Annotated in this window: 21 protein-coding genes; 14 read left to right on the top strand and 7 right to left on the bottom strand. The window is 71.1% G+C overall.

The genetic code is table 11. From position 1 onward, the window contains the following. Nucleotides 1–13 precede the first annotated feature (13 nt). Both QCD66_RS31860 and QCD66_RS31865 read left to right on the top strand, forming a co-directional pair. Complete coding sequence (locus QCD66_RS31860) at nt 14–1,960, top strand: fumarate reductase/succinate dehydrogenase flavoprotein subunit (RefSeq protein WP_364222087.1); 1,947 nt, start codon at nt 14–16, stop codon at nt 1,958–1,960. Next, entirely contained in the window at nt 1,960–2,988 is a 1,029-nt protein-coding gene (locus QCD66_RS31865) for a succinate dehydrogenase/fumarate reductase iron-sulfur subunit (RefSeq protein WP_364222090.1), read from the top strand. The genes QCD66_RS31860 and QCD66_RS31865 overlap by 1 nt, the downstream gene beginning before the upstream one ends. 126 nt (nt 2,989–3,114) lie before the next feature. Here QCD66_RS31865 and QCD66_RS31870 read toward each other — a convergent pair whose 3' ends face one another. Then, a complete protein-coding gene (locus QCD66_RS31870; protein ID WP_364222093.1) occupies nt 3,115–3,531 on the bottom strand; it encodes a (deoxy)nucleoside triphosphate pyrophosphohydrolase in 417 nt (138 codons plus the stop codon). Nucleotides 3,532–3,714: 183 nt separating this feature from the next. Between QCD66_RS31870 and QCD66_RS31875 the strand changes: the two genes are divergently transcribed. Next, entirely contained in the window at nt 3,715–4,026 is a 312-nt protein-coding gene (locus tag QCD66_RS31875) for a 4a-hydroxytetrahydrobiopterin dehydratase (protein ID WP_364222096.1), read from the top strand. A 168-nt stretch (nt 4,027–4,194) separates the two neighbouring features. Beyond that, nucleotides 4,195–6,147, top strand: coding sequence for a galactose oxidase-like domain-containing protein (locus tag QCD66_RS31880; protein WP_375732885.1), 1,953 nt, complete (start codon nt 4,195–4,197; stop codon nt 6,145–6,147). A gap of 40 nt (nt 6,148–6,187) precedes the next feature. Here QCD66_RS31880 and QCD66_RS31885 read toward each other — a convergent pair whose 3' ends face one another. After that, nucleotides 6,188–7,255 (bottom strand): glycoside hydrolase family 6 protein, encoded by a 1,068-nt coding sequence (locus QCD66_RS31885; protein ID WP_375732886.1) that lies wholly within the window; start codon nt 7,253–7,255, stop codon nt 6,188–6,190. Nucleotides 7,256–7,436: 181 nt separating this feature from the next. Between QCD66_RS31885 and QCD66_RS31890 the strand changes: the two genes are divergently transcribed. Both QCD66_RS31890 and QCD66_RS31895 read left to right on the top strand, forming a co-directional pair. Continuing rightward, complete coding sequence (locus tag QCD66_RS31890; protein ID WP_375732887.1) at nt 7,437–9,503, top strand: glycosyltransferase family 2 protein; 2,067 nt, start codon at nt 7,437–7,439, stop codon at nt 9,501–9,503. Continuing rightward, nucleotides 9,484–9,846, top strand: coding sequence for a PH domain-containing protein (locus QCD66_RS31895; protein WP_212826561.1), 363 nt, complete (start codon nt 9,484–9,486; stop codon nt 9,844–9,846). The genes QCD66_RS31890 and QCD66_RS31895 overlap by 20 nt, the downstream gene beginning before the upstream one ends. Before the next feature lie 16 nt (nt 9,847–9,862). Here the strand turns inward: QCD66_RS31895 and QCD66_RS31900 are convergent, their stop codons facing one another. After that, nucleotides 9,863–10,408: a hypothetical protein gene (locus QCD66_RS31900; protein ID WP_375732888.1), complete on the bottom strand. Its 546-nt coding sequence runs from the start codon at nt 10,406–10,408 to the stop codon at nt 9,863–9,865. 127 nt (nt 10,409–10,535) lie between these two features. On the opposite strand from QCD66_RS31900, the gene QCD66_RS31905 reads away from it, so the two are divergent. Continuing rightward, on the top strand, nt 10,536–10,937 hold the full coding sequence (locus QCD66_RS31905; RefSeq protein WP_375732889.1) for a hypothetical protein: 402 nt from the start codon (nt 10,536–10,538) through the stop codon (nt 10,935–10,937). A 222-nt stretch (nt 10,938–11,159) separates the two neighbouring features. Here QCD66_RS31905 and ychF read toward each other — a convergent pair whose 3' ends face one another. Next, the gene (ychF, locus tag QCD66_RS31910) at nt 11,160–12,245 is read right to left on the bottom strand and encodes a redox-regulated ATPase YchF (protein ID WP_375732890.1); all 1,086 of its coding nucleotides are present in this window, start codon (nt 12,243–12,245) and stop codon (nt 11,160–11,162) included. 126 nt (nt 12,246–12,371) lie between these two features. Between ychF and QCD66_RS31915 the strand changes: the two genes are divergently transcribed. From QCD66_RS31915 to valS, 3 genes are read left to right on the top strand one after another with little or no spacing between them, the layout of a single operon-like run. Continuing rightward, on the top strand, nt 12,372–13,829 hold the full coding sequence (locus QCD66_RS31915; protein WP_375732891.1) for an AlkA N-terminal domain-containing protein: 1,458 nt from the start codon (nt 12,372–12,374) through the stop codon (nt 13,827–13,829). After that, nucleotides 13,826–14,320 (top strand): methylated-DNA--[protein]-cysteine S-methyltransferase, encoded by a 495-nt coding sequence (locus QCD66_RS31920; RefSeq protein WP_364222998.1) that lies wholly within the window; start codon nt 13,826–13,828, stop codon nt 14,318–14,320. The genes QCD66_RS31915 and QCD66_RS31920 overlap by 4 nt, the downstream gene beginning before the upstream one ends. A 41-nt stretch (nt 14,321–14,361) precedes the next feature. Beyond that, complete coding sequence (gene valS / locus QCD66_RS31925; protein WP_375732892.1) at nt 14,362–16,920, top strand: valine--tRNA ligase; 2,559 nt, start codon at nt 14,362–14,364, stop codon at nt 16,918–16,920. A gap of 63 nt (nt 16,921–16,983) precedes the next feature. Here valS and QCD66_RS31930 read toward each other — a convergent pair whose 3' ends face one another. Further along, nucleotides 16,984–17,697, bottom strand: coding sequence for a hypothetical protein (locus QCD66_RS31930; protein ID WP_364222995.1), 714 nt, complete (start codon nt 17,695–17,697; stop codon nt 16,984–16,986). Between the two features lie 187 nt (nt 17,698–17,884). Here QCD66_RS31930 and QCD66_RS31935 point away from each other — a divergent pair, with 187 nt between their 5' ends. Next, a complete protein-coding gene (locus QCD66_RS31935; RefSeq protein ID WP_375732893.1) occupies nt 17,885–19,075 on the top strand; it encodes a DNA recombination protein RmuC in 1,191 nt (396 codons plus the stop codon). A 323-nt stretch (nt 19,076–19,398) separates the two neighbouring features. Further along, complete coding sequence (locus QCD66_RS31940; protein ID WP_375732894.1) at nt 19,399–22,653, top strand: S8 family serine peptidase; 3,255 nt, start codon at nt 19,399–19,401, stop codon at nt 22,651–22,653. A 111-nt stretch (nt 22,654–22,764) separates the two neighbouring features. Here the strand turns inward: QCD66_RS31940 and QCD66_RS31945 are convergent, their stop codons facing one another. Continuing rightward, nucleotides 22,765–23,193, bottom strand: coding sequence for a hypothetical protein (locus tag QCD66_RS31945; protein ID WP_375732895.1), 429 nt, complete (start codon nt 23,191–23,193; stop codon nt 22,765–22,767). A 49-nt stretch (nt 23,194–23,242) separates the two neighbouring features. Then, a complete protein-coding gene (locus QCD66_RS31950; protein WP_357533381.1) occupies nt 23,243–24,271 on the bottom strand; it encodes a 4-hydroxy-3-methylbut-2-enyl diphosphate reductase in 1,029 nt (342 codons plus the stop codon). Between the two features lie 143 nt (nt 24,272–24,414). Between QCD66_RS31950 and xseA the strand changes: the two genes are divergently transcribed. Further along, complete coding sequence (gene xseA, locus QCD66_RS31955) at nt 24,415–25,635, top strand: exodeoxyribonuclease VII large subunit (RefSeq protein ID WP_375732896.1); 1,221 nt, start codon at nt 24,415–24,417, stop codon at nt 25,633–25,635. Between the two features lie 18 nt (nt 25,636–25,653). Beyond that, nucleotides 25,654–25,887 (top strand): exodeoxyribonuclease VII small subunit, encoded by a 234-nt coding sequence (locus tag QCD66_RS31960; RefSeq protein ID WP_375732897.1) that lies wholly within the window; start codon nt 25,654–25,656, stop codon nt 25,885–25,887. Nucleotides 25,888–25,926 lie beyond the last annotated feature (39 nt).

The raw sequence follows: 25,926 nt of genomic DNA on the forward strand, positions 1-25,926 counted from the left end.
GCCCTGACAAAAAATGACTACGCGAATCGAACGACACCACTTTGACGTCGTCGTCATCGGTGCCGGTGGCGCCGGGCTGCGCGCGGCGATCGAGGCCCGGCAGGCCGGCAAGCGTACGGCGATCATCTCCAAGTCGCTGTTCGGCAAGGCCCACACGGTCATGGCCGAGGGCGGCGCCGCCGCCGCGATGGGCAACGTCAACAGCAACGACAACTGGATGGTGCACTTCCGGGACACCATGCGGGGCGGCAAGTTCCTGAACAACTTCCGGATGGCCGAACTGCACGCCAAGGAGGCGCCGGAGCGGATCTGGGAGCTGGAGACGTACGGCGCGCTCTTCGACCGGACCAAGGACGGCCGGATCTCGCAGCGCAACTTCGGCGGCCACGAATACCCGCGGCTCGCGCACGTCGGTGACCGCACCGGCCTGGAGCTGATCCGTACCCTGCAGCAGAAGATCGTGTCGCTCCAGCAGGAGGACAAGAAGGAGTTCGGCGACTACGACGCCCGGATCCGGGTGTTCGCCGAGACCACGATCACCGAGCTGCTGCTCGACGGCGACCGGGTCGCCGGCGCGTTCGGCTACTACCGGGAGTCCGGCGAGTTCGTCCTCTTCGAGGCGCCGGCGATCGTGCTGGCCACCGGCGGCGTCGGCAAGTCCTACAAGGTCACTTCCAACTCGTGGGAGTACACCGGCGACGGGCACGCCCTGGCGTTGCGAGCCGGCGCGACCCTGATCAACATGGAGTTCCTCCAGTTCCATCCGACGGGCATGGTCTGGCCGCCGTCGGTGAAGGGCATCCTGGTCACCGAGTCGGTCCGCGGTGACGGCGGGATCCTGAAGAACTCCGAGGGCAAGCGGTTCATGTTCGACTACGTCCCCGACGTCTTCCGCAAGCAGTACGCGGAGACCGAGGAGGAGGCGGACCGCTGGTACACCGACCCGGACAACAACCGGCGCCCGCCGGAACTGCTGCCCCGCGACGAGGTCGCCCGGGCGATCAACAGCGAGGTCAAGGCCGGCCGGGGTACGCCGGCCGGCGGCGTCTACCTCGACATCGCCAGCCGGCTGCCGGCCGAGGAGATCCGGCGCCGCCTGCCGTCGATGTATCACCAGTTCAAGGAACTGGCCGATGTGGACATCACGAAGCAGCCGATGGACGTCGGGCCGACCTGCCACTACGTGATGGGTGGCGTGGAGGTCGACCCGGACACCGCGGCGGCGTCCGGCACCGTACGCGGGCTGTTCGCGGCCGGTGAGGTCTCCGGCGGTATGCACGGCTCCAACCGGCTCGGCGGCAACTCGCTGTCCGACCTGCTGGTCTTCGGCAAGCGGGCGGGCGAGTTCGCCGCCGCGTACGTCGACGGGCTGGCCAGGCGCCCGAAGGTCGGCGAGTCGGCCGCCGCCGACGCGGTCGAGCACGCTCTCGCCCCGCTGAACCGCACCGAGGGCGAGAACCCCTACCACCTCCAGCAGGACCTTCAGGCCGTGATGGGCGACCTGGTCGGCATCATCCGGCGCAAGGGCGAACTGGAGGACGCGCTGGTCAGGCTGGCCGAGCTGCGCCAGCGGCTGCGCAACGTCCGGGCGACCGGCGGCCGGCGCTACAACCCGGGCTGGCACCTCGCCCTCGACCTGCGCAACATGCTGGTCGTGTCGGAGTGCACGGCGCTGGCGGCGCTGGAGCGGGAGGAGTCGCGCGGCGGCCACACCCGCGAGGACTTCCCGGCCATGCAGGCCCAGTGGCGGACCGTCAACCTGGTGTGCTCGCTCGACGGCGACAAGGTACGGCTGGAGCACAAGCCGCTGCCGACGATGCGTTCCGACCTGGTCCAGCTCTTCGATCGCGCCGAGCTGGCGAAGTACCTGACCGAGGACGAGCTCGCGGCGTTCGACGCCGGCAAGGCGAGCGGACAGATCGCGGACTCGGCCGAGACCGCGCTGAAGGGTGAGGCGTGATGGGCAAGCGGCACTTCAAGGTCTGGCGCGGTGACGAGGACGGCGGCGACCTCCAGGACTACCAGGTGGAGGTCAACGAGGGCGAGGTCGTCCTCGACATCATCCACCGGTTGCAGGCCACCGAGGCGCCCGATCTGGCCTGCCGGTGGAACTGCAAGGCGGGCAAGTGCGGGTCGTGCTCGATGGAGATCAACGGCATGCCCCGGCTGAGCTGTATGACCCGGATGTCCACCTTCGAGGAGACCGAGACCGTCACCGTCACCCCGCTGCGGACGTTCCCGGTCATCCGGGACCTGGTCACCGACGTCTCCTTCAACTACGAGAAGGCCCGGGAGACCCCGGCGTTCGCCCCGCCCGCCGACCTGGCGCCCGGCGAATACCGGATGAAGCAGGTCGACGTCGAGCGGTCGCAGGAGTTCCGCAAGTGCATCGAGTGCTTCCTGTGCCAGAACACCTGCCACGTGGTGCGTGACCACGAGGAGAACAAGAAGGCGTTCGCCGGGCCGCGCTACTTCATCCGGGCCGCCGAACTGGACATGCACCCGCTCGACGACCGGAGCGACCGCAAGGAGTACGCGCAGCAGGCGCAGGGACTGGGCTACTGCAACATCACCAAGTGCTGCACCGAGGTGTGTCCCGAGCACATCAAGATCACCGACAACGGGATCATCCCGATGAAGGAGCGGGTCGTCGACCGGCGTTACGACCCGCTGGTCTGGCTGGGCAGCAAGATCTTCCGGCGTGGCCAGAGCGAGCGCGAGCTCGATCAGGTCGGCGCCACCGGCCTGCCGGCGTCGGAACTGCCCGCCCGGGGCGACCACAGCCCGGAGGCGGAGGCCGAACGCGGCGTCAACTGGCACCGGCAGGTGCCCCGGCCGCAGACCTCGGCGGTGGACCAGAACGGGCGGCTGCCGCTGACCGAGTTGACGTCGGAGAACGCCGCCGCGCCGTCGCCGTTCGGTGACGACGTACGGTTCCCGCTGCCGAGCGAGAGGCTCAACTACCACCATCCGCGGCAGGGCGACTGAGGACGCGGGCAACGGGGGTCGCGGGGCTGTGCCCCCACGGCCCCCGTTGCCATATGTCGGTTTTATTGCATAAGTCCCGGCGTGTCAGCCAGAGATGGCGTGCCGGACGGAGCAGGGTGGACCAGGTCAGCGCGAGTAGCTGGCCAGGATCGGACGGAGGGCGGCGACGATGGGCACGTCTGCGGGCAACCACGTCACGGTGTCGAGTTCGTCGGGGGCGAGCCAACGCAGTTCGGCGTGTTCCAGCGGCCTGGGCCGCACCTCGTCCCGCAGCCGGGCCAGATAGACCCCGAGCACCGCGTCGCCGCGTCCGAGCGGCACGTCGTGCCCGACCCGGTCGCCGACCTCGATCCGGACGCCCAGTTCCTCCTCGCATTCGCGGATCAGCGCCGCGACGTCGGATTCTCCGGTCTCGACCTTGCCGCCGGGAAACTCCCACTTCCCGGCCGCCTCGGGCGGACTCGACCGGGCACAGGCAAGCACGCGACCGGCCTCGACGATCGCCGCCCCCACGACCCGGCGGGTCGATCCCTGGTTCCCCACGGGCAATCAGGGTGCCAGATCAATCGGTAAATCGGGTAATGCAGCCGTCCTGTAGGACACCAGAAGACGGAAATGTGGGCGTGGACACCCAGCCGCCCAGCGGCAAGACTGGGAGCACCGACCATGACACGAGAAGGCGACGATTTGGCCACAAGCCGGCAACGACGCCTGGGAGGTGTGGCGATGCGTGCCCTGTGGAGCGGTCGACCCCGCCGCGACTACCTCAGCGACGCCCTCACCCAGTTGAGCGGCTGGACCCGTGAGGGCTGTCAGATCAAACGCACCCTGACGATCGACGACAGCCAGCACGCTGCCCTCACCGAGCGCATCAAGGTCGTCTCGGACGCCCTGCATCTGCAGCCCGAGATCCGGCGCCTCGACGGGCACACCCAGATCAGGGTGGGTTGCCGCAACGAAGGTCCGATCACGGAGGGCGAGATCGCACTCGCCGCGCGTATCGAGGATGCGTATCGCACGGTTACCGCCATCTCGTGACTCAAACCCCGATACAGGGTGATTTTCGTCTCGGCTTTTCTCAGCAATTCGTCGGATTCGGGCTGATCAGCCGCCGATAGTCCGCGTCACCCCCGTCACCGGGACGCGTGACCGGCATTGAACCGGGACGAGCGGGCCTCTACCGTGCTTCAGTCGGATGGAGGCTCGATGACCACTGAGAAGCGCCGCCGCAGGCTCTTCCCCCGGCGAATCGCGCTCCAGGCGCTCGCCGTGGCCGTACTGATCACCGCCAACGCTCCACCGATCTACAACTTCGTCTCGGCGTACGCCCACGAACGTGAGATCAACAGCGACGCATACAAGGCCCGGCACGGGCAGTGGCAGGTCATCGAACTGCCGTCCGACGTACGGATCAACGCCATCCACGCCGCCCTGCTCGACACCGGAAAGCTGCTGCTGATCGCCGGCTCCGGCAACAACCGGGCCGAGTTCGAGGCGGGATCGTTCCGCACCCTGGTCTACGACCCGGTCAGCGGCTACACCAAGGACGTACGCACCCCGACCGACCTCTTCTGCGCCGGGCACGCGTTCCTGCCGAACGGCAACCTGCTCGTCGCCGGCGGCACGCTGCGCTACGAGGTGCTCGCCCCGGACGTCACCCGCGCCGGCGGGACCATGATCGTCAAGAACGAGTCCCCCGACGACGACGTCCGCACCTTCCCCAAGGGCACCGAGTTCGTCGCCCCGGACGGCCGGCGCTACGTGGCCGCCGCCGAGTTCATCGTCGAGCCCGCCACCAAGACCGAGTTCCGCGGCGGCCGGGTGACCGTAACGGCCAGCGAGACGAGCCTCTGGGTGGACGCCGTGGAGGAGGGCAGCGGCTCGGTCAGCGCCACCCCCACCCAGTACGCGATCACCGGGCTGACCGGCGTCGACCGGCAGAACCTCTACGGCCTCGCCGACAAGATGACCCTGGACAAGCAGGACTACCAGGGAACCAGGGAGACCTACGAGTTCAACCCGCGCACCGAGGAATACGAGCGGGTCGGCGACATGGCCGAGAAGCGCTGGTATCCGACGCTGACCGGGCTGCCCGACGGGCAGGTGCTCTCCGTCGCCGGGCTCGACGGTGCCGGCCAGGTCCTCGACGGCTCGGTGAACGAGATCTACGACCCGAAGACGAAGAAGTGGACCGTACAGCCGGACCTGGACAAGTACTTCCCGACGTATCCGGCGCTCTTCCAGACCAGCACCCCCGGCCGGCTCTTCTACACCGGCTCCAGCACGGGCTACGGTCCCGAGGACGACGGCCGGCAGCCCGGCTTCTGGAACCTCGACGACAACACCTTCGAGCCGGTACCCGGCCTGCGTGACGCCGACCTGATGGAGACCAGCGGTTCGGGGTGGGTCGGCCCGGTGCAGGACCAGACGATCATGGTGGTCGGCGGCGGCGGCATCGGCGAGTCACCCCGCTCCAGCGCCCGGATCGACCTGATCAAGCTCGACGACGCCGCCCCACGCTTCGTACCCGGCCCCGACCTGCCGGAGGGCACCCGCTACCCCAACCTGGTCCAGTTGCCCGACGACACCACGCTGATCACCAACGGGTCCCGCGACTACCGGGGCAAGGGCAACAGCGACAACCACAACGCCCGGATCTACCACCCGGACACCAACACCCTGACGCTCGCCGCCGACCCCAACATCGGCCGCAACTACCACGGCTCGGCGATCCTCCTGCCCGACGGCCGCGTCCTCACCGCCGGCTCCGACCCGCTCTTCCGGGACAAGGACAACCTGATCCCGGGCGAGTTCGAGCAGCGGCTGGAGATCTACAGCCCGCCCTACCTCTTCCAGGGCGCGCGGCCGGTGATCAGCGCCGGTCCGGCCAGCGTCGGGTACGGCGACGAGGCCACCCTCACCGTGCCGGCGAACTACGCCGGCATCGAGAAGGCCCGGCTGGTCCGGCCCAGCGCCGTCACCCACAGCACGAACGTCGAGCAGCGGTCGATCGCGCTGGACTTCACCGAGCGGGGCGACCAGGTGACGGTGACGATCCCGACCGAGGCCGCGGTCGTACCACCGGGGTACTACATGCTCTTCCTGACCAACCGGATGGGCGTGCCGTCGGCCGCCCACTGGGTCCAGGTTGTCGACTGACGTGTCGGCCCGGCCGACCCCGGGCCGATACGTCCCGACCTCACGACCGGGTGGCCAGGCCCAGGGCGTAGTCCGGCCACCACTCGCCGGCCACCGGCTCGCCCGGCCGGCAGGCACCGTCGGAGTCACCGGGGCGCTTGATCCACAGCAGCGCGTCCACCCCGGGCAGATCGGTGTCGCTGGTCGGCTCGGCGCCGAGCGCCCGCCCGGGTGGGTTGCACCAGCTCGGCCCGCCGTCGACCTCCCCGCCGGGCCACGGGCCGGCGCCGTTGCGGCTGGTGTCGATCACGAACCGGGCACCGCCCAGAGCCTGCGCGAGACGCCCGCCGTACTCGACGTTGTCGGGCGTCGAGACGAAGTTGGAGACGTTCAGCGCGAACCCGTCGGCCCGCTCCACCCCGGCCCTGCGCAGCGCGTCGGCCAGCGCCCCGGTGTCGCGGATCCAGGTCGGGTTACCGGCGTCCAGGTAGACCCGGGTCGACGGCCCCTGCTTGAGCACCGTGACCGCGTCGTCGAGCAGGGCGAACCGCTCGCTGGCCGACGCCTTGCAGCCGTCGAGGGCGTGCGCGACCGCGTCCGGCTCGACCACCACGGTCGCGGCCTGCGAGCCGATGCCCGCCGCCACCGCCCGGATCCAGGCCCGGTATTCCTCGGCGCTGTCCGCGCCACCGGCCGAATAGCTGCCGCAATCGCGCTGCGGAACGTGATAGGCGACCAGCACGGGCATCTGCCCGGCGGCACCGGCCCGGCGGACGACCGAGTCGACCTCGGCGGTGATCTCGGCCGGGTCGGTGGCGGTCAGCCAGTACGCGATCGGCCGGCTGGCGATCTTGTCGATCTGCGCCGCGTCGTCGGTCCGGCCCGCCGCCGCCCAGCGCGACTTCTGCCCCGCCGCGGGCGTGTCCGGATCGACGAAGAAGGTCATCCCGGCGAGCGGGTTGTCGCCCGGTGGCACGGCCAGCCCGGGTGCCGGCCCGTCGGCCCGGAGCGTCGACGGCGGCGGGTCGGGTTCGTCGGGCGCACCGGAACAGCCGGCCACCAGCGCCACGAGGGCCGCGCCGGTGCCCGCGAGCAGCCGGCCACGAAACCCGAACCTACTGACGATCATCGATGCCATCCGTTCCTCGTCGTCTGGAAAGCGTAGTGCAGCCGCCCGGCCACCCTCCCCGCCCGTCGATCCCGCCCCGGACACCACGGACACGGCGCGAAGCAGACAAACGTCTGTCGATCAAGACCACCGCACACATATGCTCGCCACCGCGACAGCTCGGACCGAACCTGAGGACACCGTGAGCCCATCGTCAAACCCGTCAGCCGAAGCGGGCTCCTGGGAACGGCTCGAAGCCTTCAGCCGGCTGGCCGGCCCGCTGCGGGAAGTGCCGACCGACCGGCCCTACCGGGTCCGCTACCGCGACATGCGCAAGACGGACGGCCTCGGCCGGCTCAGCAAGGCGGTGTTCATCGCCGTACTCAACCTGACCTTCGAGGGCCTCTTCGTCTTCTGGCTGTTGCGGCCGGGCCACTTCGCCGAACCGAACCCGGGCCGGTGGGAGGCCGTCGCCAACGTCTTCGTGATCTGCTCGATCGGTCTGGTCGAACTGCTCCGACTGATCAATGTGGTGTCGCTGTCGCTGGCCTCACTGGCCGCCCGCGACCCCGTACCGGTCGCGCCCGACAGCACGATACGGGTCGCCTTCCTGACCACGATCGTGCCGAGCAAGGAGCCGCTGTCGGTCGTACGCGACACCCTGCGGGCCGCCCTGCGCATCCGGCACCGCGGGGTCTTCGACGTGTGGCTGCTCGACGAGGGCAACGACCCGGCCGTCATCGCGCTGTGCAAGCAACTCGGCGTACGGCACTTCTCCCGCAACGGGATCGAGCACTACAACCAGCGCAAGGGCGCGTTCCGGGCCAAGACCAAGCACGGCAACTACAACGCCTGGGTCGACCGGCACGGCGACGAGTACGACGTCTTCCTCTCCGTCGACCCCGACCACGTGCCGCTGGCCAACTTCGCCGAACGCATCCTCGGCTACTTCCGCGACCCCGACGTGGCGTACGTCGTCGGCCCGCAGTGCTACAAGAACAGCGAGACCTTCGTCACCCGGGCCGCCGAATCACAGCAGTTCCCGTTCCACAGTGTCATCCAGCGGGCGGCCAACCGATACAACGCGGCGATGCTCGTCGGCACCAACAACGCCATCCGGATCTCCGCGCTGCGCAGCATCGGCGGCCTCAGCGACTCGATCACCGAGGACATGGCCACCGGGCTGAAGCTGCACACCACCCGCAACCCGCAGACCCGGCGGCGCTGGAAGTCCGTCTACACCCCCGACGTGCTCGCCGCCGGTGAGGGGCCGTCAAGCTGGTCCGACTACTTCAGCCAGCAGCGCCGCTGGTCGCGGGGCACCTTCGAGATCCTGCACGGCGAGTTCTGGAAGCGGGTCTTCCGGCTCTCCCCCGGCCGGCTGCTGCACTACGGGCTGATCACCACCTTCTATCCCTCGATGGCCGTCGGCTGGCTACTCGGCGCGGTCAACGCGATCCTGTTCCTGGCGCTGGGGGTCAGCGGCATCATCGTCGCCCCCACCATCTGGTTCGCCCTGTACGTCGACGCCACCGCCTTCTCACTGTGGCTCTACCTGAGCAACCGGCGCTACAACGTCAGCCCGTACGAGGCGGAGGGCTCCGCCGGCCTCAAGGGCATGCTGATGTCGGTCATCTCCGCACCGATCTACGCGGCGATGCTGGTGAGCACGTTCCTGCGCCGGCCGGCCCGGTTCGTCGTCACCCCCAAGGGCGAGTCGTCGAGCAGCGACGGCCTACGGACGTTCCGCAACCACATCGGCTGGATGGCGGTCTTCGCCGGGGCGCTGGGCGTCGCGTTCGCCCTCGGCCACGCCGCACCGGCCGCCCTGCTGTGGCCGACCGTCGCACTGCTCGTGTCGATCACGCCGATCGTGCTGTGGCGCCGCGAGGTGTGGCAGTCGAAGCGGGCCGGCCAGGCTCGACCCGCCCGGCCGGGTACGCCCGACCACGCCGGCGACATCACGATGGAGATCCCGAAGATCGTCCTTCAGGACGAGTTGGCCCGGCAGCCGCGTACCCCCGCCCAGCGGGGGCCGGCCGCCGACCGGCCGCGCCCGGCCAGCCGGATCGAGCCGCCGATCGAGACCGTACGGATCCCGACCCAGACGGCGACGGCCACGCCGATCCAGCTGGCCCCGAGTGCCACCCCGGCCGTACCCGCGGCCACCGGCCCGTCCGCCGGTTCGCCGCCGGCGCCGGCACCCGACCCGGCGGGCCCGGTGGCGCTGTCTATCTACCCTCGGACGCATGGCGAACGTGACCTATGACCGGCGGGAACAACTCCAGCAGATCGAGTCCGGCCTGCTCCAGAACGAGCAGATCATCGCGGTCTACGACGCGATCGGCGTCGGCACCGGCTTCATCGGCCTCACCAACCGGCGGGTGATCCTCCAGGACAAGTCGTTCGTCGGCAAGAAGATCGCGATCACCAGCATCCCCTACTCGAAGATCACCAGCGTCAGCGTGGTGAGCAACCGGTCATGGACCGGCAACTTCTTCTCCACCGGGGCGATCGCGATCCACGTCGGCACCCACACCTACGAGATCGAGTTCCGGGGCGACCAGAAGAGCCACCACGTGCACAACGTGATCCTCCACTACATCTCCTAGACGTGCCGCCGCGCTCTCAGCCCGCCCGGCGCTGGAGCGTGTAGACCCCGGCCCCGGCAGCGACGACCGCCGCCCGCTCCACCACCCCCGACCGCTCCGGGGTCGCCTCGATCCGTAGCTGGACCGACCCGACCGCGACCGTGATCGCGGTGCCGGGTACGACGACCAGCCGCAGCGCCGTCGGGTCCCGGTCCGGATCAGCCGCCCCACCCGACGGGCCGTCGACCGGCACCGGCGGCCGGACGGCCGCGGGCAGCCGGCCCGGTGGCCGACGGTTCACGTAGAAGCCGAGGTCGGCGTCGCTGGCCGCGCCGAGCACGGCGCGGAAGGCCGCCCGGTAGTCGGCGCCCGGCCACCGGTATTCGCCGCGTTCGAGCTTGCCGACGTAGTTGCCGTCCAGGCCACCCACCCGTCCGGTCACGGCGAACATCCGGGCATTGACCGCCTCGGCCAGTTCCTGACGGGACAACGCCCGGCCCGAGCCCGACGTGGACGGCCGGTTCAGCCGGGCATTCCGCAACAGGTCGTTCGCCTGCCCCATGTAGATCTCGCTCTCTCCCACCGGTCCGACCGGCGGCGCGACCGTCGAGGATCGACGGACGCACCGTCGGTGCGTAGTCAACCGATCACGGAAGCGACCCGCAAGGGTTCAAACCGTGACCGTCGGACCCCGCCGCTAAGCTCCTCGGATGCCGACGAGACCGACCGACGAGTGGCGCAGACGGGTCGACGAAGAAGCGACCGCCATGGCCGACGGATCACTGCCGGCCGAGAAGGCGTACGCCCACCGGCTCTGGCCGGAACAGCTCATCACCGACACCGAGGTGGTGCTCACCGCCTTCGAGGCCGACGTCCGCGCCCTGGCCGCCCCCGACGACAAGCAGGTCTTCGAGGTCGTGCAACGTGTCGTCGAGGCACTGAACGAGGTCAACTACCGACAGACCGGGACCGGTATCGAGACCGGCGAGCGCGAGGAGTTGTGCCTGTACATCGACGACTCGCTGACCGAGGCCGGAGTCGATGTGGCGGCACTGACCGCCCGACACGGCATGTCCCGCCACGAACTCACCGACGAGTGGCGCGACTGGTGACCGCCGACCGCACACGTTGAAGCGGGCCAGGGGATTGCTGGTTTCGGCCACGTCCGGTCGACCGGCCACCGGCCCTACCATCAGCCACCGACTCATTCTTCAGCCCGCCAGGCCCGAACGAGCAGAAAAACGCAAAGTGCCGCTCTCGATCGACGAACTCATCAAGCCGGACCTGTCACCCACGTCCCGAGACCGGTTCCTGACCTCGGGAACGGGCCGGATTCAGACGTTGAAGCGGAACTCGACGACGTCGCCGTCCTGCATGACGTAGTCCTTGCCCTCGATCCGGACCTTGCCCGCCGCCTTGGCGGCCGACATCGAGCCGGCGGCGACCAGGTCGTCGAAGGAGACGACCTCGGCCTTGATGAAGCCGCGCTGGAAGTCGGAGTGGATGACGCCGGCGGCCTCCGGCGCGGTCGCGCCGATCGGGATCGTCCAGGCCCGGGCCTCCTTCGGCCCGGCGGTCAGGTAGGTCTGCAGGCCCAGCGTCCGGAAGCCGACCCGGATGAGCTGGTGCAGGCCGGGCTCGGCCTGGCCGATCGACTCCAGCAGTTCGCGGGCCTCCTCCTCGGGCAGGTCGATCAGCTCCGACTCGACCTTGGCGTCCATGAAGACCGCCTCGGCCGGGGCGACCAGCGCCCGCAGCTCGTCGAGGAAGGCCGCGTTGCCGAGTTCGGCCTCGTCGACGTTGAAGACGTAGAGGAAGGGCTTGGTGGTGAGCAGGTGCAGCTCGCGCAGCTCGGCGAGGTCGATGCCGGCCTTGGCCGCGCCGGCGTAGAGCGTGGTGCCGCCGTCGAGGAGTTCGGCGGCCTGCTTGGCGGCGGCGGCGATCCCGGCCCGCTCCTTGCGTACCCTGGCCTCCTTCTCCAGCCTCGGCAGCGCCTTCTCGATGGTCTGGAGGTCGGCGAGGATCAGCTCGGTGTTGATCGTCTCGATGTCGTCGGCCGGCGACACCTTGCCGTCGACGTGCACGACGTTCGGGTCGGAGAAGGCGCGTACGACCTGGCAGATCGCCGAGGCGTCGCGGATGTTGGCGAGGAAGGCGTTGCCCCGCCCCTGCCCCTTCGAGGCCCCGCGCACCAGGCCGGCGATGTCGACGAACGAGACCGGCGCCGGGATGATCTTCTGCGATCCGTGGATCTCGGCGAGCTTCTCCAGCCTGGGGTCGGGCAGCCCGACGACACCGACGTTGGGCTCGATGGTGGCGAACGGGTAGTTCGCGGCGAGCACGTCGTTCTTGGTCAGGGCGTTGAACAGGGTGCTCTTGCCGACGTTGGGCAGGCCGACGATGCCAAGCGAGAGGGTCACGTCGTCCGATCCTACGGAAGCCCGCGCGGCACCCGCGCAGGCAGCACCGGGTGGCCGCCGGGACCGGCACGATCAGGTCCGATTTCCGCGAGTCACCCGGCCCACCGGCGAGGCAGGATCGATGGCGTGGACCTGGACTTCGAACGGTGTTACCGGGCGGTCGACAGCCGTGACCAGCGGTTCGACGGCCGGTTCTACACCGGTGTCACCTCGACCGGCATCTACTGCCGGCCGTCCTGCCCGGCGGTCACCCCGAAGCGGGAGAACGTCGGCTTCTACCCGTCGGCGGCGGCGGCCCAGCGCGCCGGCCTGCGGGCCTGCAAGCGTTGCCGGCCGGACGCCTCCCCCGGCTCGCCGGACTGGGACGTCCGCGCCGACCTGGTCGGCCGGGCGATGCGGCTGATCGGCGACGGGGTGGTCGACCGCGACGGGGTGCCGGGCCTGGCCCGCCGGCTCGGCTACACCGAACGGCACCTGGGCCGGATGCTCACCGAGCAGTTGGGCGCCGGCCCGCTGGCGCTGGCCCGGGCCCAGCGCGCCCAGACCGCCCGGATCCTGGTCGAGACGACCGACCTGGGCCTCGCCGAGATCGCGTTCGCGGCCGGATTCGGCAGCGTACGGCAGTTCAACGACACGATCCGTGAGGTGTACGGGACGGCACCGTCCGGCCTGCGGGACAGCGCCCGGCGCCGGCCCGGCCCGGAACCGGCCGGCGGGGCGATCGCGCTGCGGCTGGCGTACCGGTCGCCGCTGCACGCCGGGGCGTTGCTGGACTTCCTGCGGCTGCGGGCGCTGCCCGGCGTGGAGGAGATGGAAGGCGACACGTACCGGCGCGGGCTGCGGCTGCCGCACGGACTCGCCACGGTCGAACTGACGCCGCGCCGCGGGCACGTGGCGGCGACGCTGCGGCTCGCCGACGTACGCGATCTCGCCCCGGCGGTGGCCCGCTGCCGCCGGCTGCTCGACCTCGACGCCGACCCGGAGGCGGTCGACGGCACGCTCGCCGCCGACCCGGCGCTGGCCGGGGCGGTCGCGGCCGAACCCGGCGTACGCGTGCCACGCTCCGTCGACGGCTTCGAGATGGCGGTACGCGCGATCGTCGGCCAGCAGGTTTCGGTCTCCGGTGCCCGTACGGTGCTGACCCGCCTGGTACGGGCGGCCACGCCGGACGGGGCCGGCGACGGGTTGGTGCCGTTCCCGTCCCCGGATCGGCTGCTCGACCTGCCCGACGAGGTGTACGCGATGCCGGTGGCCCGGCGGGAGACGATCCGGACCCTCGCGGCGGCCGTCGCCGGCGGCACCGTCGACCTCGATCCGGGTGCCGACCGGGCGGAGACCGTACGCCGGCTGACCGAACTGCCCGGGATCGGCCCGTGGACCGCCGGGTACGTCGCGATGCGCGCGATCGGCGACCCGGACACGTTCCTTCCCACCGACCTCGCCGTACGCCGGGGAGCCGTCGCACTCGGCCTGCCCGGTGAGGCGAAGGCGCTCGACGCGTACGCGGCCCGGTTCCGGCCGTGGCGGTCGTATGCCGTGATCAGACTGTGGCGCGCCGCGCCGGACAAGGGAGTCACCTCATGAACAGCAGCACCATCGACACGCCGGCCGGGCCGCTGACCATCCTCGCGAGCCCGGACGGGGCGGTCCGCGCGGCCGGGTTCACCACCGACGTCCCGGCCCTGCTGGCGCTGGTGCACCCGGACCTGCGGGCCGAACCACGGCCGCGACCGGACCTCGGGCCGGTGACCGCGGCGGTCCGGGCCTACCTGGACGGCGACCTGACCGCGATCGACGCGGTGCCGGTCGAGCAGCGCACCGGCGGCGCCTTCATGGCCCACGCGTGGGAGACGCTGCGTCAGGTGAAGCCGGGCGGGCCGGTCACCTACACCAATTACGCGGAGTTGTCTGGGCGGCCGGCCGCCGTACGGGCCGCGGCGGCGGCCTGCGCCCGTAACGCCGCCGCCTTGTTCGTGCCGTGCCACCGGGTGCTACGCACCGACGGCACGCTCGGCGGCTACCGCTGGGGCCTGCCGGTCAAGCGCTGGCTGCTGGACCACGAGGCCGCCGGATAACGAGGTCGCTGCCATCCGGGGGCGAACGTAGCATCGGGCGCATGACTGATACGGGTACGCCCGAGCGCGCCGGGATTCCCGAACGTCCGACCCTGGACGGCATCGAGGAGACCTGGTCGCGGCGTTGGCAGGAGGCGGGCACGTATGCGTTCGACCGGTCGAAGGACCGCTCGGACGTATACGCGATCGACACACCTCCGCCCACCGTATCGGGCGAACTGCACATGGGGCACGTCTTCTCCTACACGCACACCGACACCGTCGCCCGCTACCAGCGGATGCGGGGCCGCACCGTCTTCTACCCGATGGGCTGGGACGACAACGGCCTGCCGACCGAGCGCCGGGTGCAGAACGTGTACGGGGTGCGCTGCGACCCGTCGCTGCCGTACGACCCGGCGTGGCAGCCGCCGGCCGCCCCGGTCGACGACCGGGCCCGGAAGAACCCGGTGTCGATCTCGCGGCGCAACTTCGTGGAGCTGTGCGAGCGGCTGACCGTCGAGGACGAGAAGGTGTTCGAGACGCTGTGGCGGCGGCTCGGGCTGAGCGTCGACTGGTCGCTGACGTACACGACCATCGGGCCGGTGGCCCGGGCCACCTCGCAGCGGGCGTTCCTGCGCAACCTGGCGCGCGGCGAGGCGTACTCGGCGCAGGCACCGACGCTGTGGGACGTCGGCTTCGGCACCGCGGTCGCCCAGGCCGAGTTGGAGGACCGGGAGCGGCCGGGCGCCTACCACCGGCTGCGGTTCCACGGCCCGGCCGGGCCGGTCGAGATCGACACCACCCGGCCGGAACTGCTGCCGGCCTGCGTGGCGCTGGTCTGCCACCCCTCCGACGGGCGCTACGCGGACCTGGTCGGCCGCACGGTGCGTACGCCGTTGTTCGACGTCGAGGTGCCGGTGCACGCCCATCCGCTCGCCGACCCGGAGAAGGGCACCGGTCTGGTGATGGTGTGCACCTTCGGTGACCTGACCGACGTAACCTGGTGGCGGGAACTGCGCCTGGACACCCGGGTCGTGATCGGGCGGGACGGCCGGCTGCTGCCGCAGGCCCCGCCCGGGGTGCCGGCCGGGCCGTACGCGCCGATCGCCGGCTCGTCGGTCAACGCCGCCCGGCGGGAGATCGTCGCCCGGCTGGCCGCCTCCGGCGACCTGATCGGCGAGCCACGGCCGATCACCCATCCGGTGAAGTTCTACGAGCGCGGCGACTCGCCGCTGGAGATCGTGTCGACCCGGCAGTGGTACATCCGCAACGGCGGCCGGGACGCGGATCTGCGGGAGGAGTTGCTGGCCCGGGGCCGGGAGCTGAACTGGGTGCCGGCGCACATGTGGCACCGCTACGAGCACTGGGTGGGCGGCCTCACCGGCGACTGGCTGGTCAGCCGGCAGCGGTTCTTCGGCGTGCCGGTGCCGGTCTGGTACCGGCTCGACGACGCTGGCGAGCCGGACCTGGCCCACCCTCTCACGCCCGACGAGTCGCTGCTACCGATCGACCCGACCTCGGACGTGCCGGCCGGATACACCGAGGCGCAGCGTGGGCGGCCGGGCGGGTTCGCCGCCGACCCGGACGTCATGGACACCTGGGCCACCTCGTCGCTCTCGCCGCAGATCGTCGGCGGCTGGGAGACCGATCCGGACCTGTTCGCCCGGGTGTTCCCGATGGATCTGCGTCCGCAGGGGCAGGAGATCATCCGTACCTGGTTGTTCTCCTCGGTCGTGCGGTCCCACCTGGAGCACGGCGTGCTGCCGTGGCGGGACGCGGTGCTGTCCGGCTGGATCCTCGATCCGGACCGCAAGAAGATGTCGAAGAGCAAGGGCAACGTGGTCACCCCGATGGCGCTGCTGGAGCAGCACGGGTCGGACGCGGTGCGCTACTGGGCGGCGAACGGCCGGCCCGGAACGGACCTGGCGTTCGACCCCGGCCAGATCAAGGTCGGCCGGCGACTGGCGACGAAACTGCTCAACGCGTCGAAGTTCGCCCTCGGGCTCGGCGCCGCCGACGCGCTGCGCGCCGAGGTGACACAGCCGCTGGACCGGTCGATGCTGGCCGGGTTGTCCGAGGTCGTGGCCGCCGCGAGCGCGGCGTTCGACGCGTACGACCACACCGCCGCACTGCAGGCCACCGAGGCGTTCTTCTGGACGTTCTGCGACGACTACATCGAGTTGGTCAAGGAACGTGCCTACGGCTCGGGGCCGGCGGCCGACTCGGCGCGGGCGGCGCTGGCCACCGCCCTGTCGGTGCAGCTACGGCTGTTCGCGCCGGTGCTGCCGTACGTGACCGAGGAGGTGTGGTCCTGGTGGCGGTACGGGTCGGTGCACCGGTCGCCGTGGCCGACGACGTACGAGGTGCGCCGGGCCGCGCAGGACGGTGACGCCGACCTGTTGCGGCTCGCCGGTGCGGCGCTGACCCAGGTCCGGCGGGCCAAGTCGGAGCGCAAGCTGTCGATGCGTACGGACGTGCCGCTGGCGGAGGTGCTCGGCCCGGCGGCGATGCTGGAGCGGTTGGCGCTGGTCGGGGACGACCTGCGGGCGGCGGGCCGGATCGGCAAGCTGGACTTCCTGCCGGACCGCACCACCGAACTCGTGGTGGCCTGCGCGTTCTGACGACCGGGTGTGGGCCGCGCCGGACCGGTTTCCGGCGCGGCCCGCCTCGACGACCCGCGCGGGTCACCAGCCGCGCACGAAGCGCAGCCCGAGCAGGAAGGTGACCACGGCCGGTCCGACGAGCAGGGCGATCGCCTGTAGGCGGTACTGCATGCGGTGCCGGACGAGTTCCAGCGCGTTGAAGAAGACGATGACGGCGGCGAGCATCATGAACCCGCCCCACCAGTGGACCCCGGTCAGCTCCACCCAGTCCAGGACGATCAGTTGGAGGGTGATGCCGACCGCCGCCCCGGTCGACGCCAGCATCGCGACCACCCGGTGCAGTCCGCGGGCCAGCGGATGCTCCAACTGCCAGCCGTACGTGCCGGCGACGGCCAGGCAGGGCAGCACGACCATCAGCGGCCAGCCCCGGCTCATCACGCCGAACATCAGCAGCGCGCCGACGGCGAAGACGAGGCCGCCGACGCAGGCGATGACGTAGCCGGCGAAGGCCCGGTTGCCGCCCCGGACGACCAGGGGACCGCCGGTGGCGGCGATCAGCGCGCCGGGTACCAGCACGAAGCCGGCCCACCAGTGGAACTGGCCGAGGGCCTGGGACGCCGAGTTGACCGCTATCACGGCGAGGGCGGCGACGACCGCCCCGCCGATCCAGCCGGCGGCGGTCCGCCGGGACCGTCCGGGCCGCTGGCCGGACGCGGGCCGGCGGCCGGTCGGGGTACGGGTGCCGGGCCGCTCCGGGCCGGTGGGCGACTGGTCGGCCGACGGTCGGGTCTCCACACTCACACCTGCGAACTCTGCCTCTTCCGGCCCGGGGGCGCCATCCGGCTAGCCCTACCCGACGGTTCGGGTTGTCCGGTCCGGGCGAACCCGGATTCGGGCCGATACCGCAGAACCGACGGTACGGGTCACCGGCTCCCGGCGCTGCGACTTCCGGCGGTACGGGTCCGTTTGGCATGCTCCACCGGTGGAGCCCTCGACACTGGCCGTGATCGTCGTCTGTCTGGCCGCCGGCGCCGCGCTGGGGTGGTTCGCCGCCCGGGCCCGGTCGGCGACCGAGATCGCCCGGCTCGACGCCACGCTGCGGGCGACCCGCGACGGCGAGGGCCGGCTGGAGCAGTCGATGCGGGCGCTGTCGTACGAGGCGACCGCGCAGTCGCAGGAGGCGGTGGCGCGGGCGGTCGCGCCGCTGCACGACACGTTGCGCCGGTACGAGCAGCGGGTCACCGAGCTGGAGCACGACCGCGTCGACGCGTACGCCGAACTGCGTGAGCAGGTCCGCTCGATGAGTCAGGTCTCCGGCGAATTGCGGACCGAGACCAAGCAGCTGGTGGCGGCGCTGCGGGCGCCGCAGGTACGCGGCCGGTGGGGCGAGCACCAGTTGCGGCGGATCGTCGAGGCGGCCGGGATGCTGGAGCATTGCGACTTCTCGGAGCAGGTGACCGGCACCACCGACGAGCGGCTGGTCCGCCCCGACCTGGTCGTGCGTCTCCACGGTGGACGGTCGGTGGTGGTCGACGCGAAGGCGCCGTTCGACGCGTACCTGTCGGCGATGGAGGCGCGCGACGAGCGGGGTCGTGACACGCACCTCGACGCGCACGCCCGGCACCTGCGGGCGCACGTCGACGCGTTGGCGGCGAAGTCGTACTGGGCGGCGTTCGACCAGGCGCCGGAGTTCGTGGTGCTTTTCGTGCCCGCCGACCCGTTCCTCGACGTGGCGTTGCAGCGTGATCCGGCGCTGCTGGAGCACGCGTTCGCCCGCGACGTCGTGCTGGCGACCCCGGCGACGCTGGTGGCCCTGCTGCGGACGGTCGCCTACTCGTGGCGGCAGGAGGCGCTGGCCCGCAACGCGGTGGCGGTGCACTCGCTGGCCCGGGAGTTGTACGGCCGACTGTCCACGTTGGGTGACCACGTGTCGAAACTGGGTGCGTCACTCGGCTCGGCGGTGACCGCCTACAACCGGGCGGTGGGTTCGCTGGAGGCGCGGGTGCTGGTGAGCGCACGCAAGCTGGCCGATCTCGGGGTGTCCGGCGACGAGTTGCCGGCACCGGCGCAGGTCGAGGTGACACCCCGGCAGGCGCAGGCTCCGGAACTGGTCGATCAGCCGATGGCGGTACGCCTGCCCGAGCCGGCCCGCGGGCCCGACCGATCACACTGACCAGTCGCTCAGGACAGTTTTCCACGGTGGACTGTCGCGTTTCCGACGGTGGCCGGTGGCCGGCCGGGTGCAACCACTCTGACCTGCGGCGGAGCAGAAGCTAATCCAAAAAGTCCACTTTCTACCCAAAGTCCACACTGACACCAATTCACCCACTTCATTACGGACAAATTAGCGGTAATTACGGACATCAATGCGCTAATTCATGTCACGGGCTGGTCACAACGCCCGGCGAGATAGTGACAATCATCGTGGCTAACGCGAAGGATGCGGTCACACGTGCCCTGCACCCCAGGGCCTTTGTTCTCCGGAGGATAGAGAACGTGACAAAACCCCGCATCTGGAGTAGGCGTACCTCCGCCGCGCTCCTCGCGTCAGTCATGGCTGCCGGCGCCATGACCGTGGTGGGTGGTGGCATCGCTTACGCCAACCCGACCACCGGACCGGACGTTCTCAAGGGCGGCCCCGGCGACAAGCTGGGCGCCCACGACCGGGCACTGCTCGCCGAGGCCCGCGGCAAGGGCGAACAGACCGTCGTCGTGATCGTCACGACCGAGAAGGGCGAGACGAAGGACGTCGCCGCCGGGCTCACCAAGCTCGGCGGCAAGATCGCCAAGCAGGTCGACGAGGTCGGCTACGTCCGCGCGCAGCTCCCCACCTCGGCCGTGCTGCGCGCCGCCGAACTCCCCGGCGTCACGGCGGTCGACCTCAACGAGACGGTCCCGCTGCCGGCACCGGATCCGGTGACGGACGGCACCGCCGCCCGCGCCGCCAGGTCCGCCGTCGTGGCTCCCGGCGCCGACACCCCCGCCGCCAACGCTTTCATGCCGACCCACGAGATCGGCTCGGTCGCGTTCAAGGAGGCCAACCCGACCTGGGACGGTCGTGGCATCACGATCGGCATCATGGACTCCGGGATCGACCTGGACCACCCGGCGCTGCAGACCACCACGACCGGTGAGCGGAAGATCGTCGACTGGTTCACCGCCACCGACCCGGTCTTCGAGGGTGACCGCACCTGGCGGCCGATGCTGACCTCGGTCACCGGCCCCACCTTCACCGCCGCCGGTGCCACCTGGACCGCGCCCGCCGGCACCTACCTGTTCAACACCTTCGCCGAGTCGGCCGCGGCCGGCGGCGAGGTCGCCGGTGACGTCAACCGCGACGGTGACACCAGCGACATCTGGGGCATCCTCTACAACCCCGTCACCAACGACATCTGGGTCGACGTCAACCAGAACCGCAACTTCACCGACGACGCGCTGATGCGGCCGTACGCCGAGCGCTTCGACGTCGGGTACTTCGGCACCGACAACCCGGCCACCCCGGTCCAGGAGAAGATGCCGTTCGTCGTCGAGTTCCGCGAGGACGTCGACACCACCGCCGCCGGCGGCCCCGGCCTGGTCGACTACGTCAACATCGGCATCCCCTCGAGTTCGCACGGCTCGCACGTCGCCGGCATCACCGCCGCCAACGACATGTTCGGCAACGCCGTGTTCGACGGCGCCGCCCCCGGTGCCAAGCTGGTGTCGGCCCGCGCCTGCACCTTCGCCGGTGGCTGCACCGCGGCCGCCCTCTACGAGGGCATGATCGACCTCGTCGTCAACCGTGGCGTGGACGTCGTCAACATGTCGATCGGTGGCCTGCCGGGCCTCAACGACGGCAACAACGCCCGTACGCACCTCTACAACACCCTGATCAACGACTACGGGGTGCAGCTCTTCCTCTCCGGCGGCAACAACGGCCCGGGTGTCAACACCTCCGGTGACCCGTCGGTCGCCAGCGACGCCGTCGCGGTGGCCGCCAGCATCAGCCAGGCGACCTGGCTGGCCAACTACGGCTCGGTGACCCGTACGCCGGAGCAGCTGTTCAACTTCTCCTCGCGCGGCCCGCGGGAGGACGGCGGCCTCAAGCCGAACATCACCGCCCCGGGTTCGGCGATCTCCACCACGCCGCTGTGGCTGCCGGGCGGCCCGGTCGCCGAGGCCGGCTACCCGCTGCCGCCGGGCTACCAGATGAGCAACGGAACGTCGATGGCCGCCCCGCAGGCCGCCGGTGCCGCCGCGCTGCTGCTGTCGGCCGCCAAGGCCACCAGCCGCGACGTCACGCCGGCCCAGCTGCGTCGGGCGATCTACTCCACGGGTGACTGGATCCCCGGTGTGACCGCGAACGGCCAGGGCAACGGCAAGTTCAACGTGCCCAACGCCTGGAACCTGCTCGCCGCCGGCGTCCAGCCCGGTGGGTACACGGTCGACGCCCCGGTCTGCACCCCGCTCTCCGGTTTCCTGGCCACCCCGCACCGCGGGACCGGCCTCTACAACCGGTGCGCCGCCACCGATGGCGGGCACAGCCGCAACGTGCCCAAGCAGTACGAGATGACGATCACCCGGACCACCGGCCCGGACCGCAACATCAAGCACAACGTCCAGTGGCTGGGCAACGACGGCACGTTCCGTAACGGGCCGAAGAACATCATCCTGCCGCTGAACAAGCCGGTGAAGATCCACCTGGAGGCGCGTGGCGACTACGGCGACCACAGCGCCATCATGCGGGTCGACGACCCGGCGACCCCGTGGGTCGACTTCGAGTTCATGAACACCGTCGTGGTCGCCAAGACCACCACCGCGCCCGACTTCTCGTACGAGGTGAGCGGCACCGTCGACCGCAACCTGTTCAAGACCTACTTCGTCAACGTGCCGCAGGGCGCGAAGTCGCTGCAGGTCAACCTGTCCGGGCTCGCGGAGGGGTCGCAGACCCGGTTCGTCGCGTTCAACCCGCAGGGCATCCCGGTCGACAGCACCCAGAGCACGCAGTGCTTCACCAACTACCCCAGCCCCTGCAAGCCGGACGAGCGGTCGTACGACAACCCGCAGCCGGGCATCTGGGAGATCGAGGTCGAGTCGCGGCGGACGTCGCCGCAGCTGGAGAACCCGTACCAGCTGCGGGCCCGCATCCAGGGCGTCACCGTGGACCCGGAGGTCGTCGAACTGCCCAACGTCACCGCCGGTGAGCCGACCCCGGTCAGCCTGTCGGTGACCAACGACTACGGTCCGATCAGCGTCACCGCCGTCGGTGGTCAGCTCGGCAGCGCCCTCAGCCAGCGGCCCACCATCGCGCACCTCGCCGTCTCGACGTACCAGGTCGTGGTGCCGGCCGGGGCGAGCCGTCTCGTGGTGCGGATCGGCAACCCGGCCGACCCCGCCGCCGACCTCGACCTGTTCATCTACCGCAACGGTGCCGAGGTCGGCCGCAGCGCCGGCGGCAGCTCCGAGGAGGCCGTCACGCTGAACAACCCGCCGGCCGGGACGTACACCATCGAGATCGACGGGTACTCGGTTCCGGCCGGGACGACCGAGTACGACTACCTCGACGTGTTCTACAGCACGGCGCTCGGCGCGGTCACCGCGCCGACCACGCCGCTGGTGTTGGCACACGGGGCGACCGGCACCCTCAACGGTTCGGTCACCGTCCTGTCCGTTCCGGCGGCCGGGCGGCAGCTCTCCGGTGAACTCCAGATCGTCACCGACGAGGGCGCGGTCGTCGGCCGGGGTGCCCTGGAGATCGGTACGGTCAACTGAGCTGACCGCAGCTCGCAGTACGACGAGGAGCCCGTCCCCGGTGGGGGCGGGCTCCTCCGTGTCCGGGCCGGCCGGTGCGGCGGGGGCCGGGCCCCGGCGGCGTGGGCCGGCTCAGGCGGGTTCGGCGGTCTCGACCACGAACGGCGTGCCCTGCTGGCAGGTGGTCATCATGTCGGCCTGCACCCGGCCGGTGACGGTGACCCGGGCGCCGGCCCGGACCGTGGGGGTGCCGCCGACGAGCAGGTAGCCGTCGAGCAGGAAACAGTTGGGTTCGACCCCGGCGGTCACGGTGCCGGTCAGGGTCATCAGGCCCGGCGGGCGCCGGGTGGGGCCTGGGGCGCCGGTCGCGCCAGGGCCGGTCGCCGTCCGGTCCGGGGTCGGCTTGACCGTCGGCACCGGCAGGTCTTCGGATCCGGACGGGCTGGTCACCGTTCCTCCTTGCGTCGGGCCGGGCGACGGGGCGGCCGTCCCGTCCTGGGCACAGGCCCCGACCAGCAGGCACAACACCAGGCCGGGCAGGACCTTCCGGAACGTCTTCATACGATCTTCGACGCGCTGGCGGCCGGCGGCGTTCCCATCCCGCCGCCGGTCAGGCGCGTCCGGCGCCGGCGGCGAGGGTCGCGGCCTCGGCGGACCGGGCGGTGGCCGCCGCCTTCATGTCCCGCTTGAGCTCCTGCGGGAGCGAGAAGGTCAGCCGCTCGTCGGCGGTCGTCACCTCGGCCACGTCGGTGAAGCCGCGCTCGGCCAGGTGGTCGAGCACCTCCATCACCAGGTCGTCGGGGACGCTGGCGCCGGAGGTCAGGCCGACCGTGGTCGCCCCGGCGAGCCACTCGTCGGCGATCTCGGAGGCGTAGTCGACCAGGTGACCGGCTCGCGCACCGGCGTCCAGGGCCACCTCCACCAGGCGTACGGAGTTGGAGGAGTTGCGGGAGCCGACCACGATCACCACGTCGCAGTCCGGGGCGATCTGCTTCACCACGTGCTGCCGGTTGGAGGTCGCGTAGCAGATGTCGTCGCTGGGCGGCGACTGGAGCATCGGCAGCCGACGCTTGAGGCGGGCGACCGTCTCCATCGTCTCGTCGACCGAGAGCGTGGTCTGCGACAGCCAGACGACCTTCGAGGGGTCACGCACCGTCACCTTGTCGACACCATCGGGGCCGTCGACGAGCTGGACGTGGGCCGGAGCCTCACCGGCGGTGCCGATGACCTCTTCGTGCCCTTCGTGCCCGATGAGCAGGATGTCGTAGTCCTCGGCGGCGAACCGCTTCGCCTCCTGGTGGACCTTGGTGACCAGCGGGCAGGTGGCGTCGATCGCCTTCAGCGAGCGCTCCCTCGCCTGCTCGTGCACCTCCGGCGCGACGCCGTGCGCCGAGAAGATCACGATCGACCCCTCGGGCACCTCCTCGTTCTCCTCGACGAAGATGGCGCCCTGCCGCTCCAGGGTCGACACGACGTGCTTGTTGTGCACGATCTGCTTGCGTACGTAGATCGGCGCCCCGTAGAGCTTGAGCGCCTCTTCCACGGTCTGCACGGCGCGGTCCACGCCGGCGCAGTAGCCGCGGGGCTTCGCCAGCAGCACGCGCTTGCGGGTCTGGGGGATCGCCTGAGCCTCGGTCACGTGCCCCATCGTACGTGGGCCGCCCGAGGGCGGCAGCGGCCGCGAGCCGCACCACCCCGGGTTCCGCCCGCGCGGCCGGGACCGGGACCGGCACGCCGGCCGGGCTCGCGGACGGTGTCGGTGGCCGGCCGTAGGCTGGCCCGGTGACCCAGGCCGAGACGCCCCGCAGCACTCCCGAAGAGCCATGGCCGGTGCGCGTGGTGAGCCAGAAGGTGAGCGCCTGGATCGCCAAGCTCGGCTGGGTCTGGGTCGACGGGCAGGTGGCCCAGATCAGCCGGCGGCCGGGCGCGAGCACCGTGTTCCTCACCCTGCGTGACCCGTCGGCCGATCTCAGCCTGACCGTGACCACCAACCGCGACGTGCTCGACGCCGGGGCGCCCGAGCTGGCCGAGGGAGCCCGGGTGGTGCTGCACGCGCGCCCCGAGTTCTACGCGGCCCGGGGCACGCTGAGCCTGCGCGCCGACGAGATCCGGCAGGTCGGGCTCGGCGAGCTGCTGGCCCGGCTGGAGAAGCTCAAGAAGCTGCTCGCCGCCGAAGGGCTTTTCGACCGGGCCCGCAAGCGCCGCCCGCCGTTCCTGCCCGGCCGGGTGGGTCTGATCACCGGCCGGGCCTCGGCGGCCGAACGCGACGTGCTCACCAACGCCCGTCGGCGCTGGCCCGCGGTCGAGTTCCGGGTGGTCAACGTGCCGGTCCAGGGGCCGACGGCCGTACCGCAGATCATCGAGGCGCTCCGGCTGCTCGACGCCGACGAGGGTGTCGACGTGATCGTCCTGGCCCGGGGCGGTGGCAGCGTCGAGGACCTGCTCCCCTTCTCCGACGAGGCGCTGTGCCGGACGGTCTTCGGCTGCCGCACCCCGGTGGTCAGCGCCATCGGCCACGAGACCGACGTCCCGCTGGTCGACTACGTCGCCGACGTACGCGCGTCGACCCCGACCGACGCCGCCAAGCGGATCGTGCCCGACCTGGCCGAGGAACTGCGGCTGATCCGGCAGGCCCGGCAGCGCCTCGACCGCGCCGTGGTCGGCCTGCTGGACCGCGAGCGGCAGCGCCTCGACGCGGTCCGCTCCCGGCCGGTCCTCGCCCGGCCCGAGGTGATGATCGAACAGCGGGTCGTCGACGTACGCGGCCTGCGCGAGCGGGCCGGCCGCTGCCTCGACCACCGGCTCACCACGGCCACCGGCGACCTGCGGCAGACCCTCGCCCGGCTGCGGGCACTGTCACCGGCCGCGACGCTGCAGCGGGGCTACGCCATCGTGCAGCGCGCCGACGGCCACGTCGTCCGGGCGGCCGGCGAGGTGACGAAGGGCGACCAGATCCGGCTCCGGCTCGCCGAGGGCGAGCTGGAGGCGACCGTCGACGGCTGAGATGTGGGAAGGACCACGTTGAGCGAGCAGAAGTCCCGTGGCGGCGACACCGCCGACGAACGGCTGACCTACGAGCAGGCCCGGGCCGAACTGGCGACGGTGGTCGAGCGGCTGGAGGCCGGCGGCACCTCGCTGGAGGAGTCGTTGGCACTGTGGGAGCGTGGCGAACGGCTCGCCGACACCTGCCAGCGCTGGCTGGACGGCGCCCGCGACCGGTTGGACGCCGCCCGCCAGGCCCGCGAGAGCGCCTGACGGGCGGCGTCAGCCCCTCTGCCGCGCCGCTGGGAGGCG

The organism is Polymorphospora sp. A560 (assembly GCF_045781765.1).
Taxonomy (GTDB): domain Bacteria; phylum Actinomycetota; class Actinomycetes; order Mycobacteriales; family Micromonosporaceae; genus Polymorphospora; species Polymorphospora lycopeni.

Excerpts from the sequence above, each read along its gene's own strand:
- QCD66_RS31875 (WP_364222096.1), top strand. The coding sequence starts at position 3,715 with ATGCGTGCCCTGTGGAGCGGTCGACCCCGCCGCGACTACCTCAGCGAC.
- QCD66_RS31945 (WP_375732895.1), bottom strand. The coding sequence starts at position 23,193 with ATGAAGACGTTCCGGAAGGTCCTGCCCGGCCTGGTGTTGTGCCTGCTG.
- valS (WP_375732892.1), top strand. The coding sequence starts at position 14,362 with ATGACTGATACGGGTACGCCCGAGCGCGCCGGGATTCCCGAACGTCCG.
- QCD66_RS31865 (WP_364222090.1), top strand. The coding sequence starts at position 1,960 with ATGGGCAAGCGGCACTTCAAGGTCTGGCGCGGTGACGAGGACGGCGGC.
- QCD66_RS31920 (WP_364222998.1), top strand. The coding sequence starts at position 13,826 with ATGAACAGCAGCACCATCGACACGCCGGCCGGGCCGCTGACCATCCTC.
- QCD66_RS31895 (WP_212826561.1), top strand. The coding sequence starts at position 9,484 with ATGGCGAACGTGACCTATGACCGGCGGGAACAACTCCAGCAGATCGAG.
- QCD66_RS31885 (WP_375732886.1), bottom strand. The coding sequence starts at position 7,255 with ATGATCGTCAGTAGGTTCGGGTTTCGTGGCCGGCTGCTCGCGGGCACC.
- QCD66_RS31860 (WP_364222087.1), top strand. The coding sequence starts at position 14 with ATGACTACGCGAATCGAACGACACCACTTTGACGTCGTCGTCATCGGT.
- QCD66_RS31880 (WP_375732885.1), top strand. The coding sequence starts at position 4,195 with ATGACCACTGAGAAGCGCCGCCGCAGGCTCTTCCCCCGGCGAATCGCG.
- QCD66_RS31905 (WP_375732889.1), top strand. The coding sequence starts at position 10,536 with ATGCCGACGAGACCGACCGACGAGTGGCGCAGACGGGTCGACGAAGAA.